Source organism: Mesorhizobium sp. Root695 (assembly GCF_001428185.1).
Lineage (GTDB): Bacteria > Pseudomonadota > Alphaproteobacteria > Rhizobiales > Rhizobiaceae > Mesorhizobium.
This window is the reverse complement of the sequence record NZ_LMHO01000026.1, coordinates 1-17,731: the sequence shown is the minus strand read 5'-3', so window position 1 is coordinate 17,731 and position 17,731 is coordinate 1. Positions and strand designations below refer to the sequence as shown.

Annotated in this window: 14 protein-coding genes; 8 read left to right on the top strand and 6 right to left on the bottom strand. The window is 62.6% G+C overall.

Annotated features, from left to right (window positions below):
* Positions 1-174: 174 nt before the first annotated feature.
* Together ASD99_RS22740 and ASD99_RS22735 are read right to left on the bottom strand one after the other, a co-directional pair.
* Positions 175-1,182, bottom strand: a complete 1,008-nt coding sequence (locus ASD99_RS22740) for an amino acid ABC transporter substrate-binding protein (RefSeq protein WP_056587282.1) — start codon at positions 1,180-1,182, stop codon at positions 175-177.
* 124 nt (positions 1,183-1,306) lie between these two features.
* Positions 1,307-4,363, bottom strand: a complete 3,057-nt coding sequence (locus ASD99_RS22735) for an aminotransferase class III-fold pyridoxal phosphate-dependent enzyme (RefSeq protein ID WP_057144986.1) — start codon at positions 4,361-4,363, stop codon at positions 1,307-1,309.
* A gap of 131 nt (positions 4,364-4,494) precedes the next feature.
* Here ASD99_RS22735 and ASD99_RS22730 point away from each other — a divergent pair, with 131 nt between their 5' ends.
* Positions 4,495-4,935 carry an Lrp/AsnC family transcriptional regulator gene (locus ASD99_RS22730; RefSeq protein ID WP_056587288.1) on the top strand — a complete coding sequence of 147 codons (441 nt, stop codon included), beginning with the start codon at positions 4,495-4,497 and terminating at the stop codon, positions 4,933-4,935.
* Between the two features lie 17 nt (positions 4,936-4,952).
* Here ASD99_RS22730 and ASD99_RS22725 read toward each other — a convergent pair whose 3' ends face one another.
* Positions 4,953-5,486, bottom strand: coding sequence for a TetR/AcrR family transcriptional regulator (locus ASD99_RS22725; protein WP_057144985.1), 534 nt, complete (start codon positions 5,484-5,486; stop codon positions 4,953-4,955).
* A 145-nt stretch (positions 5,487-5,631) separates the two neighbouring features.
* Between ASD99_RS22725 and ASD99_RS22720 the strand changes: the two genes are divergently transcribed.
* Both ASD99_RS22720 and ASD99_RS22715 read left to right on the top strand, forming a co-directional pair.
* Complete coding sequence (locus tag ASD99_RS22720) at positions 5,632-6,954, top strand: efflux RND transporter periplasmic adaptor subunit (protein WP_057144984.1); 1,323 nt, start codon at positions 5,632-5,634, stop codon at positions 6,952-6,954.
* Positions 6,951-10,034, top strand: a complete 3,084-nt coding sequence (locus tag ASD99_RS22715; RefSeq protein WP_056587294.1) for an efflux RND transporter permease subunit — start codon at positions 6,951-6,953, stop codon at positions 10,032-10,034. The genes ASD99_RS22720 and ASD99_RS22715 overlap by 4 nt, the downstream gene beginning before the upstream one ends.
* 213 nt (positions 10,035-10,247) lie before the next feature.
* On the opposite strand, the gene ASD99_RS22710 is transcribed toward ASD99_RS22715, so the two are convergent.
* Positions 10,248-10,709: a L,D-transpeptidase gene (locus ASD99_RS22710; RefSeq protein ID WP_056587296.1), complete on the bottom strand. Its 462-nt coding sequence runs from the start codon at positions 10,707-10,709 to the stop codon at positions 10,248-10,250.
* Between the two features lie 354 nt (positions 10,710-11,063).
* Between ASD99_RS22710 and ASD99_RS22705 the strand changes: the two genes are divergently transcribed.
* Positions 11,064-11,396 (top strand): hypothetical protein, encoded by a 333-nt coding sequence (locus ASD99_RS22705; protein WP_057144983.1) that lies wholly within the window; start codon positions 11,064-11,066, stop codon positions 11,394-11,396.
* A 41-nt stretch (positions 11,397-11,437) separates the two neighbouring features.
* Positions 11,438-11,605, top strand: coding sequence for a hypothetical protein (locus ASD99_RS34155; RefSeq protein ID WP_082583397.1), 168 nt, complete (start codon positions 11,438-11,440; stop codon positions 11,603-11,605).
* A gap of 72 nt (positions 11,606-11,677) precedes the next feature.
* Here the strand turns inward: ASD99_RS34155 and ASD99_RS22700 are convergent, their stop codons facing one another.
* Positions 11,678-12,379 (bottom strand): response regulator transcription factor, encoded by a 702-nt coding sequence (locus tag ASD99_RS22700; protein WP_056587303.1) that lies wholly within the window; start codon positions 12,377-12,379, stop codon positions 11,678-11,680.
* 46 nt (positions 12,380-12,425) lie between these two features.
* Here ASD99_RS22700 and ASD99_RS22695 point away from each other — a divergent pair, with 46 nt between their 5' ends.
* Together ASD99_RS22695 and ASD99_RS22690 are read left to right on the top strand one after the other, a co-directional pair.
* Positions 12,426-13,199, top strand: a complete 774-nt coding sequence (locus ASD99_RS22695) for a response regulator (RefSeq protein WP_200951033.1) — start codon at positions 12,426-12,428, stop codon at positions 13,197-13,199.
* A 79-nt stretch (positions 13,200-13,278) separates the two neighbouring features.
* Positions 13,279-15,366, top strand: coding sequence for an ATP-binding protein (locus ASD99_RS22690; protein ID WP_057144982.1), 2,088 nt, complete (start codon positions 13,279-13,281; stop codon positions 15,364-15,366).
* A gap of 122 nt (positions 15,367-15,488) precedes the next feature.
* Here ASD99_RS22690 and ASD99_RS22685 read toward each other — a convergent pair whose 3' ends face one another.
* Positions 15,489-15,899, bottom strand: a complete 411-nt coding sequence (locus tag ASD99_RS22685; protein WP_057144981.1) for a hypothetical protein — start codon at positions 15,897-15,899, stop codon at positions 15,489-15,491.
* Between the two features lie 514 nt (positions 15,900-16,413).
* Between ASD99_RS22685 and ASD99_RS22680 the strand changes: the two genes are divergently transcribed.
* Positions 16,414-17,616, top strand: a complete 1,203-nt coding sequence (locus ASD99_RS22680; protein ID WP_056587314.1) for an aromatic ring-hydroxylating oxygenase subunit alpha — start codon at positions 16,414-16,416, stop codon at positions 17,614-17,616.
* The last annotated feature ends 115 nt before the right edge of the window (positions 17,617-17,731 follow it).

The window sequence follows — 17,731 nt, the reverse complement described above, 5'->3', positions numbered from 1 at the left end:
GGACGCTATGTACGCACAATGAACCCTGTGGGACGATGACGAACACAATGTCCGCGGATATTTCAGGCGAAAAGCCTGGCGACCGACGCCGTCACGCGTCGCTGGATTGCGTCTCTAGGATCGCCGAAACAGGGCCGCGCGCGTCACCGAAACGCACGCGGCCCGGCTAGGATATCAGCGCGCCGGCGGCGCGTACATCAGGCCGCCGGCGTTCCACAGCGCATTGATGCCGCGCGCTATCTTCAGCTGGCTGGACTGACCGAGATTGCGCTCGAACATCTCGCCGTAATTGCCAACCTTGGCGACGATGTTGTAGGCGAAGGTAGGCTCGAGCCCAAGCTGCTGGCCATTGTCACCGTCGACGCCGAGGAAGCGGCGGATCGTCGGATTCTGTGACTTCAGCGAGGCTTCCGCATTGGCCCGGGTGATGCCTTCCTCTTCCGCCTCGATCAGCGAGAACAGTGTCCAGCGCACAATGTCGAACCACTTGTCGTCGCCCTTGCGAACGGCCGGGCCGAGCGGTTCCTTCGAAATGATCTCGGGCAGCACTGTGAAGGCGGCGGGGTCGGTCAGCTTCAGGCGCTGCGCATAGAGCGCCGATGCGTCCGTGGTGTAGACATCGCAGCGGCCGCTATCGAATGCCTTGATGATGCTGTCGGCGGAATCGATGACCACCGCCTCGTACTTCATCTTGTTGGCGCTGAAATAGTCGGCGACATTCTGCTCTGTGGTCGTGCCCTGCTCCGCGCAGACCGTCGCGCCGGTGAGCTTGAGCGCGCTGTCGACACCGAGGTCCTTGCGCACCATGAAGCCCTGGCCGTCATAATAGGCGGCGCCGGCGAAGTGGATGCCCATGCCCGTGTCACGCGACAGCGTCCACGTCGACTGCCGCGACAGAATATCGACGGTACCCGCTTGCAGGGCGGTGAAGCGTTCCTTGGTCGACAGCGCCACATAGCTCACCTTGTCGGGGTCGCCGAAAACGGCGGCCGAGACAGCGCGGCAGAAATCGATGTCGAAACCGCCCCATTTCCCTTGGTCGTCGGGTGACGAAAAACCGGCGACGCCCTGGCTGACGCCGCACAGGATCGAACCCCTCTGCTTGACGATGTCGAACGTATCCGCCCGCGCCGGCATCGTGACCGATGCAAGCAAGAGCGCGGTGATGACTGCATGTCTCATGATCTGTTTCCTCCCTTGATGAGGCAAAGCCTCTCCTGCCGCCGGCACGTGGAGCGCCGGAAGTTCGTGAAAATCGCTGTCCCTAAAACTCTGTCCGCGCGCCGCCTGGGCGTGCGGATCCGCCCTACGTCCCTTCCGCCAGAACCGCCGCCAGCGTCTCATCGAGAACGCCGACCAGATGATCGGCGTTGGCCCGGCTGAAGATCATCGGCGGGCGCATCTTCAGCACGTTGTCGTGCGGCCCTTCGGTGCCGATCAGCACGCCGCGTGCCCTGACCCCGTCATTGACGTGGCGCGCTAGGGCGGTCGCCGGCGCCTTGCTTTTGCGGTCCTCGACCAGTTCGATACCGAGGAAGAGCCCTTGGCCGCGCACGTCGCCGATGATGTCGTAGCGGGACTGCAAGGCCTTGAACCTGGCTATAAGATAGTCGCCGATCTCCAGCGCATTGCGCCTGAGGCCGTCGCGCTCGATGACGTCGAGCACCGCAAGCCCGGCCGCACAGGACACCGGATTGCCACCGAAAGTGTTGAAATATTCCATGCCGTTGTTGAACGAGGCGGCGATCTCGGTGGTCGTCACCAAGGCCGCCATCGGATGGCCGTTGCCGATCGGCTTGCCCATGGTGACGATGTCGGGCGTCACCCCTTGCGTCTCGAAAGCCCACCAATGGCTGCCGACGCGGCCGAAGCCGACCTGCACCTCGTCGGCCGCACAAATGCCGCCGGCGGCCCGCACCATCGCATAGACTTCCGTGAGATAGCCGTCCGGCAGGAACACCTGGCCGGCGACGCTGGGGATAGATTCCGCCAGGAACAGGCCAGGCGCCCGGCCTTGTCTCGCCATATCAGCGATCTGCTCGGCGACACTCTCGGCAAAGCGTTTTGCTTGCTCCGCCAGCGGCCATTCGGCCGGGGCATGGTAGCTGTCGGGGATGATCGCCTCGAACACATGCGGCGGGCGCCCCTTGCCGCCCTTGCGCTTGTATTTGTAAGGGCTGAGTTCGATCAGTTCCTGCGTCGTGCCATGATATCCCCAGTCGAGCACGATCGCCTCGCTGCGGCCGGTATGGGCTCGCGCCATGCGCAGCATCAGGCTGTTGGCCTCGCTGCCCGAACAGGCGAAGGACGCCACCGACAGGCCTGCGGGCAAGGTCGCCGTCAGCCGTTCCGCATAAGTGACGATGGCGTCGTGCAGATAGCGTGTGTTGGTGTTGAGTTTCGCCGCCTGCCTGGCGATCGCTTCGACCACATCGGGATGGGCATGACCGAGGTGGCAGACATTGTTGAAGCAATCGAGATAGGCGCGCCCAGTATCGTCGATCAGCCAGACGCCTTCTCCGCGCACGAACTTGATCGGCTCGGAATAGGAGATCGAGAGATTGGGCAGCAGCGACGCCTTGCGCGCGGCAACGATCTGCGGACGGGAACGACCGCTTTTATGGAAGGTTTCGGGCGGAATGCCGGCCAGCTCAGCGGCGTCTGGAAACAGCTCTTGCCAGACGGCAAGATAGCGTTCTTCGCCGACGCCAAGGATGTCGCGCGCGGCCAGGCTTGCATCCGTCGATATCTGGAAATGCAGATGCGGCGCCCAGCCGCCATTCTCCGCGGCCGTGCCCATTTCGCCGACGAGCGCGCCTGCTTCCAGGTGGTCGCCGGCCTTCAGCCGCCGTCCTGCCTCATGCGCCATATGCCCCCACAGGGTGACGAAGGGTGGGCATCCCGGCGGCGCATGTTCCAGCGCCACCAGGCAGCCATAGCCGAGCGGATCCTCCTCGATCTCGACGCTTCTGACGGTGGCGGCCAGTGGCGTGTAGAGCCGCGTACCCGCCGGCATGAACAGATCGAGGCCCAGATGATTGGCGCGGCGGGCGCCTTCGACGAACCGCGAGCGGAAGATGTCGCTGGTGTAGACCGTGCGTGCCTCGCCCCACGGGCCGATGCCGAGCGCAATGCCATGCTCGGCGCAATAGGCATCCCACCATGCGGTCGCCTGGTCGGGCTGCCGAGCGGCCGATGTCACCGTCATTGGACTTTGCGGATCGCCGTACGGCACGATCGCCTTGGCAAGCGTCGCCGGATGGCGGTCGAGAATTGGCGCAAGTTGCGCGCGGTTCGCAGTGATCCAGCGCGTGATGGCGCGCGCTCCGGGCGCGGCCTCGAAGCCGCAGGCGTGGCGCAGGATCGCCGTCGCGAAGCGCCGGTTCATCGCTCCCAAGCGCCGCAGCAGGCGCCAGGCCGGCGCTTCCGAAATGGACAGATAGGGATTGTCGGTGGTCCGCTCCTTGCGCGCCGCCGACAGCGTCACCGAGGTGACGAGACGCATCGCAATGAGATCGAAGAGCAGATCGAGCTCCTCTTCACGCAGCGGATACTCGGCATGGAACCCGCCGGCAAGACGGGCGGCAGCGCCGATCGGATCTTCGGCATCGAGGATGGCATAAGCACAGGCGACCGCAACCTCGGCGATCAGCACGCTGTGCAAGGCATCGCCGAAATCGATCAGCCCGGCGACATGCTCTGGCCGCTCCGGATCGACGAGCACGTTCCAGTCATTGGCGTCGTTGTGGATCACCTGCGCCCGCAGCGCCTGCAGTCGGGGCGCGATCGCGGCATCGAAATGATCGAGGAACCGCTCCAGCAAGGCGCGATCCTGCTCATCGTCGATGTGGTGAAGGCGTTGCCGCGCAGCACCGGCCCGGCGAATGTCCCAGTCGAACGTGCGCAGCGCGCCGGGGTGGATGAAGCCTTGCAGTGCGCGGTCCAACCGGCCGAGCGCGCCGCCGAGGCTTTCAAGCAGCTCCGGAGTGGACGGGCTCTCAGCCAGCGGCCGGCCGGCAAGCCAGGAGACCAGGCGCACGGCATGGTCTTCGCCACCGGCGCCGGTGGCGCGAGCGAGAGATGTTCCCCGCGCCGTCATCCTGAGACGCGGTACTGCGAGATGAGGACTGTTGCGCTCGAGGTGGTCGAACAGCGCCGTCTGGAACTCGCTCTCACCGAGCGGCTCGCTGGCGTTGACGATCTTGAGGATCCACAACGAATGGTCGGATGCGGTCAGCTTGAAATTCTGGTCGCGCTCGCTGTCCAGCGATGTGACGCTGCCGGCAATGCCGAAATGCCGCGCGGCGATATCAATGGCCTCGCTTTGCGAGAACTGAGGCGCTGGGTGGGAAACATTGGTCATCGGCAATCCGCATCTGCTTTCTCAAAGCTTGGCATGGGCTTGAAAATCGGGCATCCGGCAAAGCGTCGGTTGCGCCGTCACAACGATTGCATTGGCCGGCACATTAACGGAAGCGGATGGGAGCGGCTGTGATGAGGGAACTGGACGCCAAGGACAGGGACATTCTCGGCATCCTGTCGAAGGAGGCTCGCATCCCGCTGAAGACGCTTGCGGGGCGCATCGGCCTGTCGCGTAGCGCGACGAGCGAGCGGGTGGCTTCGCTGGAAAAAAGCGGCGTCATCCGTGGCTACCGAGCCGATATCGGTCAGATGGACAAGGGCCTGGTCTGCGCCTTCCTGCTCGTCACACTGATACGCACGCCGTCGATCGGCATTCTCGACCAGCTGGCACGCTATCCGGAAGTCCGGCGGGTATCATCGGTCAGCGGCCAACTCGATCTGATTGTCGAGGTCGAGGTGCCGTCCATCGACAGGCTGAACACACTGCGCGATCTGATCGCCAGTCATGGCGGTGTCGAGGACCTCACAACCGCGATCGTCCTGCGCCGCGATATCGAGCGCGCGGTGGATTGAGCGCTCCGACCAAGCGCCTATTTGGCAATCTCAAGCAAGGACGATACCAGCAGCTCTCGCTCGTCTTTCGACAGGACATCCGCATCGAAGAGGTTCATGCTGCGCAACCCCTCGATGGCGAGGTAGCAGACCAGCAGCGATTTGAGGTCCGGCGTCTCGCCCTTCAGCCGCTCGAAAAGCTGCTGCTTGAATGTCTTTATCGGCGTCATGAAATCGGGGTCTTCGGCGATCGCCGAGAAGATCCAGGACGCGGACGGCTGCTTTTCCTCGCAATCATTGGCCGACAGCCTGATGTAGACGGCCAGCGGGTTTTCGTCCTTGTCATTCGCGCGGGCGGAGTCCAGCGCTTGCTCGAATTCACGCAGATAGCCCTCGACCAGCCCCTGCATCAATTTGGCCTTGGTGGGGAAATTGTAGAGCAGCCCGCCCTTCGAAACGCCGGCGCGGCTGGCCACCGCTTCCAGCGACAGGCTGCCGGGTCCGGATTCCCGTGCGACTTCGGCCGCCGCAGCGAGAATTTTCTCGCGCGAGTTCGTTCTCTGGGCTCTCATGGCGCCTCCCTTCGCAAGCTTAGGCCCAATTGACAAGACCGTCCAGACGGTACAGTAAGACCGCCACTATTTGAAATCGGGACCCGCAGTCGATATGTGTCCCGATGTCCGCGCTTCGCGCCGGATTTCGACTGAGGGGACTTCCTTGTTCAAGCGCATACTCCGTATCTTTATCATCGTTCTGGTTCTGGCCGTGCTCGTCGTCGTGGTCGGCGGTATCGTCGGCTTCAACTTCCTGCGCGACAACGGCATCAAGCAGTATTTTGCATCGATGAAGCCGCCGGCGGCAACCGTGTCGACGACCATCGCTAAGCCTTCGACCTGGATGCCGGGCGTCGAGGCGATCGGTACGGTCAAAGCGGTGCGCGGTGTTGACCTGACGGTAGAGACCACCGGTGTCGTCAAGGACATCCTTTTCCATGCCAACCAGAAGGTTGCGGACGGCGCGGTCCTGCTGCAGCTCGACGATGCGGTCGAGCGCGCAGATCTAGAAGCGACGAAGGCGCAAGTGGCGGTCGTCCAGATGGCGCTGACGCGCGCCATTGAACTGCAGAGGCGCGGCGTTAATGCGGACGCTACGCTCGACACGGCGCGGGCAACCGCAACGGCAACCGCTGCGCAAGTGAGCAAACTGCAGGCGGTGCTCGACCAGAAGCAGCTGACGGCGCCTTTCAGCGGCATGGTGGGTATCCCGAAAATCGACCTCGGCCAGTACCTGGCGCCCGGCACCGCTGTAGTGACGCTGCAGGATCTCGACACCATGCGGGTCGATTTCTCGGTTCCCGAACAGCAACTCCCGCTGCTCAAGATCGGCCAGACGGTTCGATTGGGCTTCGGCGGCGAGGACAGGCCGTTTGCCGGCGCCATTCGCGGCATCGACCCGAAGATCGACTCGTCCAGCCGGCTGGTGAATGTCAGGGCGGAAGTCGCCAATCCCGACGGCAAGCTGACCCCTGGCCAGTTCGTGCAGGTGCGCGTCGAACTGCCTGAAGAGCAGAACGTGCTGACGCTACCGCAGACGGCACTGACGACAAGCCTCTATGGCGACTACATCTTCGTGGTGCAGCCAGCGAAGCCTGCCGAGGCGGCCCCGGCGCAGGCAGCCAAGCCGGAAGAAAAACCAGCCGCGGCGGCCACCGACAAACCGGCTGACGCCAAGCGAGCCGATGCCATGAAGCCGGCGGCTGATGCAACGAAGCCCGCCGCCGATGCGGCAAAGCCAGCGGACAAGGCTGCCGATGCGGCCAAGCCGGCTGCGGAAGGTGACAAGCCTGCGCTGGTGTTGTCGCAGGTGTTCGTCAAGCCAGGCCGCCGCAATCAAGGCATGGTCGAGATCGTCGAGGGGCTGAAGGCCGGCGACGAGGTCGTCACTGCCGGTCAGAACCGTCTCTTCAACGGCATGTCCGTCGCTGTGGACAACACCATTGATCCGACCAAATCGGCGAACAAGCAGGCCGACCAGCAATGAGCTTTTCCGATCTCTTCATTCGCCGGCCTGTCCTTTCGACGGTCCTTGCCTGCATGATCTTGCTCCTGGGTTTCCAGGGCATCTTCAACCTGTCGATCCGGCAGTATCCAAAGGTCGACGAAACGGCCATCACCATCACGACGGCCTATCCAGGCGCCAGCGCCGATCTGATCCAGGGATTCATTTCCGCCCCCATCGCCCGCGCCGTTGCCTCGACCGAGAACATCGACTACGTCACCTCGTCCAGCCGGCCGTCGTCCAGCACCGTGACTGTGCAGATGAAGCTCGGCTCCAACCCCGATGTCGCGCTGACCGAAGTGCTGTCCAAGGTCCAAGGCGTGCGTGGCACCCTGCCCGACGCCTCCAAGGACCCTGTCATCGTCAAGGGCACCGGTCAGCAGTTCGCGATGATGTACATCTCGATGCAGAATCCGAACATGACGAAGGAGCAGCTGACGGAGTATATCGAGCGCGTCATCAGGCCGCGCATGTCGACCGTCGAAGGCGTCGCCGATGTGCAGATCTTCGGCGCGCAGGAATACTCGATGCGCGTCTGGATCGATCCGATCAAGCTCGCCGCGCGCGGCGTGACGGCCTCCGAAGTGCTGACGGCGATCAACAATTCCAACTTCCTGTCGGCACCTGGCAACACCCAGAACGAGTATGTCGTCTCGTCGATCACCGTGCGCTCGACATTGCAGACGCCGGAGGCGTTCGCCGAACTGCCGCTGCGCTCGACCGATGGCAATGTGGTTCGGTTGCGCGACGTGGCTCGCGTCGAACTCGCCGCCGCGAACACCGACACCAGAGTCTCCTTCAACGGCAAGCCCGGCACCTTCCTCGCCATCTTCCCGACCCCAGCGGCCAATCCGCTGACCACGGCGGCGGCGCTCACCAAGCTGGTGCCGCAGATTCAGGAGACACTGCCGAAAGGCATGACGATCGAGGTCGTCTACGACGCGACCGGGCAGATCAGCGCCTCGATCTACGAAGTGTTCAAGACCATTGCCGAGGCGGTTGCCATCGTCGTCGTCGTCATCCTTTTGTTCCTTGGCTCCTTCCGTTCGGTGCTGATGCCGATCATCACCATCCCGCTGTCGCTGATCGGCGTCTGTTTCCTTTTGTTTGCGGTCGGCTATTCGATCAACCTCCTGTCGCTGCTGGCCATGGTGCTGGCGATCGGCCTAGTCGTCGACGACGCCATCGTGGTGGTGGAGAACATCCATCGCCACATGGAAGAAGACCACATGTCGCCGATGCAGGCCGCGTTCAGCGGTATGCGCGAAATAGCGTCAGCCATCGTTGCCATGACCATGACGCTGGCCGCCGTGTTCGCGCCGCTGGCTTTCACCGGCGGCCTGACCGGCGCGCTGTTCCGTGAATTCGCGGTCACGCTCGCCGGCTCGGTGGTGCTGTCGGGCGTCATCGCCATCACCATCACCCCGATGATGTCGGCACGCCTCCTGAAGTCCGGCACGCCGGGCCGTTTCCAGCGCATCGTCGACGGCACCTTCGCGCGGGTCGAACATGTCTATGAGCGCGCCGTCACCGGGTCGCTGAACTATCGCCCATTGACGCTGATCATCGTGCTTGCGCTTGTCGGCGTCACCGGCTTCATGTTCACCAAGACCTCGAGCGAACTGGCGCCGGAAGAGGACCAGGGCTTTCTGCTCTCGCTTGTGACAGCGCCGCGTTATGCGACCTCCGACTACACCGAGACATACGTCAACCAGATTCTCGGTCTGGTGAAGGATATTCCCGAAACACGGGCGCAATTCTCGGCCGTCGCCTTCGGCGGCACGACAAACAGCGCCTTCGTCGGCTTTGCCTTCAAGGACTGGGCGGAACGCAAGCGCAATTCGAAGGAACTGCAGGCCGACATTACGGCTCGTATCGCCAAAGTGGCAGGTGTCCAGGCCTTCGTCTTCGCGCCGCCGACGCTGCCGGGCTCCGGCGGCGGCCTGCCCATCTCCATGGTGGTGCGATCGACCGGCGATTCCTCGGAAGTGTACGAGGTGGCCGAGCAGATCAAGAACAAGGCGCAAGCCTCCGGCCGCTTCATCGTCGTGCAGAATTCGATGGCCTATGACGCACCGGAGGTGACAGTGACCATCGACCGTGACCGCGCCGCGGCGCTGAACCTGCCGATCGCCGATATCGGCCGCACGCTGACATTGCTGGTCGGTGGCGCCGAAGTGGCGCAGTTCGACCGCGACTCCAACAGCTACGACATCATCCCGCAGGTGCCGCAGGAATTTCGCGACAACCCCGACAAGCTCGGCGAATACTTCGTACGCAGCGTGACGGGCGAGATGGTGCCGCTGTCGGCGGTGGTCAAGATTTCGACCAATGCGGCGCCGGCCGCCATCGAACAGTTCAACCAGCTGAATTCGTCGACGATTTCGGCGCTTCCGCTGCCCGGCGTCACTACCGGCGACGGGCTGAAAGCGCTGGAGGACATCGCCAACGAGAGCCTGCCCGACACCTTCTTCGTCGACTATTCCGGTCAATCGCGACAGGAAAAGGAACAGGGCAACACCATCCTGATCGCTTTCGCGGCCGCCGTTGTCGTCATCTATCTGGTGCTGGCGGCACAGTTTGAAAGTTTCCGCGACCCGCTGATCATCATGATGGCGGTGCCGCTGTCCATCTTCGGCGCGATCGTGCCGCTCAATCTGGGCCTCGGCACACTCAACATCTACACGCAGGTTGGCCTGATCACACTGATCGGTCTGATCACCAAGCACGGCATCCTGCTGGTCGAGTTCGCCAACCAGCAGCGCGAAAAGCATGGAATGCGGCGGCGCGACGCCATCATCGCTTCGGCCAAGGTGCGCCTGCGGCCGATCCTGATGACGACGGCGGCGATGGCGCTCGGCGTTGTGCCGCTGATCACGTCCAGCGGCGCTGGTGCCGCGGCCCGCTATTCGATGGGCCTGGTCATCTTCACCGGCATCCTGGTCGGAACCATGTTCACGCTCTTCGTCGTGCCCATGTTCTACACCTTCATCGCCAGCAAGGACCTGCCTCACCTGGCCGAGAAACCGGATCCCAAGCTGATGCCGGCGCTGCCGAGCTAATAGAGCAATTCCAGGAAAAGTCTGTAACGGTTTTCCGCTCGGAATTACTCAAGACACGTTGGAAACAAAAGAAAAGAGGCCAGAAATTTCCGACCTCTTTTCTTTTTGGCTGGGCTCGATACCGCCGGTTTGAGCTGTACTCAATGCTGCAGCGTTTTCCGGTGGGAGCTTTGAGGCGCGGCAGCATGCTGCCACGCCATCGTTTCCAGCCTGCTACTTGACGATGACGATGCTGGTGTTGGTCGCCCCGAATGTTTCGACGAGCTGGTAGAAATCGGCGGCGTTGTCGGGATGCAGCCGCACGCAGCCATGTGAAGCCGGCTGGCCTAGACGCTTGATCGCGTAAGTCGCATGCACCGCATAGCCGCCGCTGAAGAAGACCGAGTGCGGCATCGGCGCGTTGTCGTATTTCTTCGAATACCACATCTCATGCATGCGGGTCGGCTTGAACGAGCCGGTCGGCGTCACATGAGCCCGATCGCCGGTGGAAACCTTCCAGGCGAAGGTCGGCCGGCCGTCGACCGAGACTTCCATGATCTGCTGTGAGAGCGAAACGCGTGCCACGATCTTGTTGGCGGCGTGCGCTGCGCCCGAGCCAGCGCCGAACAGCAGTGCGACGCCCGTCAGCGCGGCTGCGGTGATGTTGATGAGCTTGGCGGAAATGGCGGTACGCATGATGAAGTCCCCTCTCTCTGCCGGTCCAGCCGGCTCCAATTCGATGACTGCTTATCCCAGCGTCATGTTTCGAGGGTATTTCGCAAAATGCTCATTTGTGTTTCGAATCTGTTTCCTCCGGTTAGCAAGTGCAGACGTTCATGGGAGCGAATGAGAGTCGGCTCCGCATCCGGCCGGCAGGACCAAAGTCAGGAACATGAGTATCTGCCTCTAAACGAAAGTGCAAATTGCGTCATACGAAAGAAAGGTCGGCGATCTCGAAACCGAACTGAAACAAAGCGAGGCTTCAAGCGGCATGATCCGGATACGGGCCGCAAGCAAAGTTGACGCAACGAAAACAGCCGGTAACGAAACATGGGAACGAGATCGAACGCGCTGTCCTGGCTTTTCAGGATCAGCATCGCGGCAGCGGTCATCGGCGGCGTCGGCACGGTTGCCGGCACCCCGCTGACAAGCCTCGGCGCGATGACTTCAGGCGAGATTTCGACGCTGCATGCCGCACTGTTTTTCGCCACGGTCTGGATTGTTTCCAGCCTGCGCATCGCCCGGCTAAAGGCCCTCTGGCGGGTCGGCCTTAGGCTGACGGGTTTGCGCGGCGCCTCCGGCAACTTGCTGCCGAGAGGACCGAGGGCCCGCGCCGCGACGGGGGGCTCCGTGGGCGGCGCGGGCACTTCGGGGGTGTCCTGAAGCGACCCGCAACACGTTCATTTTTTTGGGGAATTGGTACGATGAAAACGAAATTTGCCGCTTCGGTGCTGTCCGCACTGCTCTACGCACAGGGCCTGCTCGGTTTTGCGGGCCTTGCCACCGTGCTGCTGAGGGACCGCGCCCATGCAAGCGAACTGACCATGGGTAGTGGCATGCCGGTCGGCCCATCACTTCTGCTGGTACGCTGAGCCTCAAGAGCATCGGGCCCAGAGATGGAAAATCCGATGCTCAGCCAAACAAATTGTCTGGGTGTCCGGCAATCAACTGGCGAATTGCTGCGGCGGATCGAACCTGTAGCCGGCGCCACGTATGGTGGTGATGGTTTCGGTGTCGAGCTTGCGGCGCAGCCGCACGATGCGCGAATCGATCGAGCGATCGAACGCGTCGGCGTTTTCGGCGGGTGCCGCGGCAATGATGTCGTCACGCGTCAGCACCTTGCGTGGACTGGCCAGGAACAGCCTGAGCAGGGCCACCTGACCGGGCGAGAGCTGTTCCTCCGTGCCGGAGCGATGCATGACCATGGCCGACCGCAGATCGACGGTCGCGTTCTCCAGCACGATCAGTTCCTGGGTGCCCCTGCCGCGCCGCGAAAGCAGGCCGCCAACACGGGCTGCCAGCTCCCTGACATTGAGCGGGCTCTCGACGACGTCGGCCGCACCCAACTCGAGCGCCAGCACCTTGTCGACGAGATCGGCCGGCCGGCAGATCAGGATGAACTCCGGTCCGCCCTCGCCGCCCCCGCCTTGGCCGCCATAACGCCGGAGCAGGTCGCGCCCCTCAGCCTGGCTGAGGCTGTCGCCGACGACGACGACGTCGATGCCCTTTCCCGACAGCAGCGATTCGGCCTCCCAGGGCTGCCGCGCCTGGCGCACATCGTGACCGCGTCGCTCGAGATGGTCGGCGAGTTCGGTCGCGACCACTTCGGCAACGGAAACAAGCGCGATGATCGATCGTGCGGCCATGTTTTCCCACCCTGCAACAGACATCCCGAGATGAGTGCTGGACATCATGTTTATACCCAATCTACTTTCCACTGAAAGTGGGAGCGAAAGCATCGTGCGGGCAAGAATTATCATCGTTGAGGATGAGCCCGACCTGAGGGACGCGGTTGCCGAATATCTCGAAGCCGCCGGCTATGAGGCGGTCACCGCTGAAAGTGCTATCGCCGCGCGCAGCCTCGTTGAAACGCAGTCGTTCCACCTCGCCATTCTCGACATCGCGATGCCCGGCGAGGATGGCCTGTCGCTCGGCCGCTGGCTGCGCTCGAAGCTGCCGATCGGCATCATCTACGCCACCGCCGCCGGCACCGCGCTCGACCGCATCGTCGGACTGGAGCTTGGTGCCGACGACTACATCGTCAAGCCATACGAATTGCGCGAAGTGCTGGCGAGGGTCCGCAGCGTGTTGCGCCGGGTTCCCCAGCCTCAGGAGCTTCAAGACAAAAAGGCCAGGACCGATCGCCGTTCCGTTGCTTTCGGCCCTTTCCAGGCCGATCTCGACGGCAGGCTGGTCACCGGCGCCAATGGCGCGGTGGTCGACATGGCCAAGAGCGAATTCGACGTGCTGGAGGTTTTCCTGACCCGCGCCAACCGGCTTTTGACCCGCGCCGCGATCTCCGAGGCGATCGGCTTCACCGAAGATCCGGAATCGTCGCGCGCCGTCGACATTCGCATCATGCGGCTGCGCAAGAAGATCGAGACCGACCCGGCCAATCCGAAATTCCTGCGCACGGTGCGCGGCGAAGGCTATATCTTCTCGCTGCCGACCGGCGACGGCAACTGAGCAGCGAGGCCAGAGGGTTTCAGGCTCGGGCCGTTGCTCGTCGATCGAATTGGCATGACCTATGGAATGACGGCTGATAATGACCGCTGAAGCAGCAAGCTCGGAGATGCAGGGTTTCAGGCAGGGCGCTGCGATGGCGGCCGTGCGTATCGTTCGCCGGCTGCGTGAGGCCGGCGACTGGCAGCGCGAGATGGAAAGTATCCTGGAAACGCTCTGCCGGGCCATGGATTCCCAGCGCGGCATCCTGTTTCGCTTGCGCGAACTGCCCGGCCAGGGCTTCGCCCAATCCGTCGCCGCCTATTGGATCGACCCTCTCTTTGGCGGCGAACTGGCGTCGCCGACTGTCATCATGCAGTCGATCGTCAATTCGGACCCGCTGCTGGAGCGGCTGGCCGAGGACGAGCGGCAAGGCAAGATCTTCGCCGGCCACACGCGCAATCTCGATGGCTTTCTGAGAACCGATTTCGAAAAGCAGAACATCAAGTCGTTCCTGTCGGTGTCGGTCTTCGCGCACGGCCATCTCTGGGGCACGCTAGCGGTCAATGACTGCGTCAACGAGCGCGAGTGGACCGACGAGGAAGAGGCGACACTGCACATCATCGCGCTGGCCATCGGCGATGCCATCGAACGCTCGCTGTCCGAAGCCCATGCCAGCGAGGTCATTCGCCGCACCATGCTGCAGGCCTCGCTCGACGCTATCGTCGTCATCGATGAGACCGGCTCTATCATCGAATTCAATCCGGCCGCCGAGAAGATGTTCGGCTTCCAGCGCAGCGACATCCTCGGCAAGGATCTGCTCGATACCATCGTGCCGATCTATTACCGAAAGGGCTATGCTTCGGGAGCCGAATACATGTCTGGCCGCGGCGCGCCGATGGTCGGCCAGCGGCTCGAGACGGTGACCCAGAACGCCGCCGGCGAGGTGTTCCCGATCGAGCTGACGGCAACCGAGATGCGGGTCGCCGACCGCCGCCTGATCTTCGGCTCCATCCGCGACCTGCGCGACAAGCTTCGCGCCGAGGAGGAGATCGGCCGCCAGCGCGAGAAGCTGCACCAGAATGAGAAGATGGCGGCGATGGGTTCGTTGCTGGCCGGCGTGTCGCATGAGCTCAACAACCCGCTGGCCGTGGTGGTGGCGCAATCGACGCTGCTGCACGAGTTCGCCTCCGATCCGCAGACCAAGGTGCGCGCAGAGAAAGTCCGTGCCGCCGCCGAGCGCTGCGGCCGCATCGTCAAGAGCTTCCTGTCCATGGTGCGCCTTCATCCCGCGGCGCAAGCCGAAACCGACCTCAACCAGGTGATCCGTGCAGCGTTGGAAGTGACCGCCTATGGCGCGCGCTCAAGCGGCATCATCATCGACACCGACTTCGCCGCCGGCCCGCTGCTGGCCATGGCCGACGCCGACCACGTGACGCAGGTGGCGGCCAATTTCCTCATCAACAGCCAGCACGCTCTGGCCGGCATTGCCGGCGACCGGCTGATCAAGGTGCGGACGTTCCGCAGCGACCGGGGTCACCCCTGCTTCTCGGTCGAGGACAACGGGCCCGGCGTGCCGGAAGCGATCCGCAGCCGCATCTTCGAATCCTATTTCACCACCAAGCCGGTCGGCGTCGGCACCGGCATTGGCCTGTCGATCTCGAAATCGATCATCGAGCGGCACAATGGCAATGTCTGGTTCGAGGAAGTGCTGCCGCGAGGAGCGCGTTTTGTCGTCCAGCTGCCCGCCATCGTAGCCGGCCTTGCCACAGCCGGCGAGAACCAGCCGCGATCGAGCGGCCTGCGCCACGCCTTGATCATCGACGACGAACCGGATGTTGCCGGCTCGCTCTCCGACATTCTCGAATTGATGGGCATCAAGTCGCGGATCGTGCCGGTCTGGGAATCGGGCGCCGCCACCTTGAGCGGTCACATGCCGCCGGACATCGTCTTTTCGGATTTGCGCATGCCTGGCGTCAGCGGCATATCGATCTATCGCGAGCTGCTCGCCCAAAAGCCTGACCTGGCGCGGCGTTTCGTGCTGGTCACCGGCGACCTGATCGGCGCGAAGGCCGAAATCGAGGCCCTGCCCGCACAGCAGCGGCCGCAGATCCTGGAAAAGCCGTTCAGCACGCTGGATGTGCGCAGTGTGCTGTCCGCCATTGCCGAACAGGCGGCAATAAAAGGATAAAAAAGAGGCCCCCAACCGACATCGCGGCGGGAGCCGAAAGGAGCGCTGGAGGAGCGCTCGGGGAGGTCAGAGCACGATCCCCAAAGAGGGAACCGGTTTTCGGGATCATGCTTCGACAGAAGTCAGAAAATGTTCGGCGTGCCGGTCAACGGCGCGGCATTGGCGATCATGCGGATTGCGCGGCTCTTGTGTGCTCCGGACTGCTCCGCAATGGCGCGCAGGCAATCGATGCTCTCGGCGCCCCAGGCCTGCCCCCTGCAGGCAAAGTCGGTCAGCGGCATCGGCAGACGCGCGGTCCTGGTCGTCGTCTGCGCACCCTCGACGAGGTTGGCCGGTGGATTCAGCGAAGCGAAGGCTGGCCCGATTGTCGGCGTGAACGCCATTCCGATGAGGGCGCAAGCAGCCAGCACCATGAACATCGCCATGGGGTGGTCACTGGCCCGCTGGCGCAGCGCCAGTTTCGGACGGCGGTCATTGCGCTCTGGAGCCTGAAGGCGGCTCTCGTCGCGGATCGTCTGGACTTTCGCATGCATTGCCTTCCCCTTCGCTGAGTTTCTTTTGGTGATAAAACGAATTTAATCGCGCTTGGTAACAGGCGAATGATACGGAGAGCTTGCCCGTGTAACAGCATCGCAACACTGGTAACGGGCATAATCGGGCAAAACCGGCCACGGCCGGATACGCTGGTCTGTTTTGCGAAGCTGTTTCATGCGCGCGATCAGGATATTGCTGGAACGTCGATATCCGGCAGCAAAGCCCAACCTCAGCCGGCGAACTATGAGCAACCTCACACTCCGGACAGGGAAGCAGTATTTTTTGCGAGAAAACGGGCGAGATTTTCTCGGAACGAGCGCTGCCCCTCGCCCAAGACGCTCGTTCCACAAGCCCTGTTAAGGCTCGGAATTTCCCGTATTTTCCTCGGTTGCTTCGGTCGAAAATCGACTTCGGCACGGATGAACAGAAATACGATACTTTCACAAGCCATTGCATTTCAATGAAAAATATGATTTTATTGAATGAGTATTCAATAAAAAGAAGAGACGTTTTATGAACCCGCACCTCCGTGACGTGGCGATCCCCAACGATTGGGACCGGCGGGGACTACCGGGCTGGAGTTACCACTCCGATGCCCTTCTCGATCTCGAGAAGGAGCACGTCTTCCGCAACCACTGGCAGATCGTCGGGCATGTCTCAGACGTCCCTGACGCCGGCGACTACCTGACCATGGACGTCGTCGGCGAGCGCGCCTTGATCGTGCGCGGCAAGGATGGAGTCGTGCGCGGTTTCAACAACATGTGCCGCCACCGCGGCAGCCGCGTCGTCGCCGACAGCCAGGGCAATTGCAAGAATGCGCTCGTGTGCCCGTTCCACGGCTGGGTCTACAATCTCGACGGCACGCTGCGCGGTGCCGCACGTCCGCGTTCCTTCCCCGACCTCGACAAGACCGAGTTCGGCCTGATGCCGCTCGATCTGGAAGTCTGGATGGGCTTCATCTTCATCCGCTTCCGAAATGGCGGGCCGCAGCCCTCGGTGGCAGAATTGATGAAGCCGATCGAGCCCGAATTCGCGCATTACAACGCCGCCGACATGGTGCCTTCCTGGGGCATCTGGAACCAGAAGACGCCGGTCAATTGGAAGTCGGTGCGCGACGTCGACAATGAGGGCTATCACGTCGCCATGGCGCATCCCGCCTTGCAGGATCTTTACGGCGCCACCTATTTCGACGAGCCCTTCATCAACGGCGTGTCGCGCTCATTCGCCACCTACAACCCGCATGCCGGCCGGCGGTGGAGCGTCAGGAACTACGTCAAGATCGCGCCGGAGCCGGCGCATCTGCCGGACTATCTGAAGAAGGCCTGGGTCTATTACGGCATCTTCCCCAATGCGGTCATTTCGGTGATGCCGGAATCGGTGCAGTTCTATCAGGAGTTTCCGCTGTCGACGGGTGAGACACTGCTGCGCGGCGCCATCTATCGCTACCGCGACGAAAGCCGCGAGCAGGCCGCTGCCCGCTACCTCTCCTTCCGCATCGACCGCGACACCATGTCGGAAGATGTCCAGCTCTCGGTGTGGTCGAACGAATCCATGCTGTCCGAAGCCTTCGAGGGCTTCTATCTCTCGGACCTCGAATATGGCGTGCGCACCCACCACGACCATCTGCGCAAGATGCTGCCGGTGCTGGGCCTGGAGACCGCACCCGAAGAGAAGGACATGTGGAATTTGAACGACGCGCTGAGGTCGCGGTCTTAGGACCGCGAAGCTAGCGATCTCCCCCACGAGGGCAGGGGAATCGCATATGGCGATTTTGAGCTTGAAGTTGGTTTGAGAACGGATTCTTTGGGAAGGCAGTCCACCGAAGGAGTGA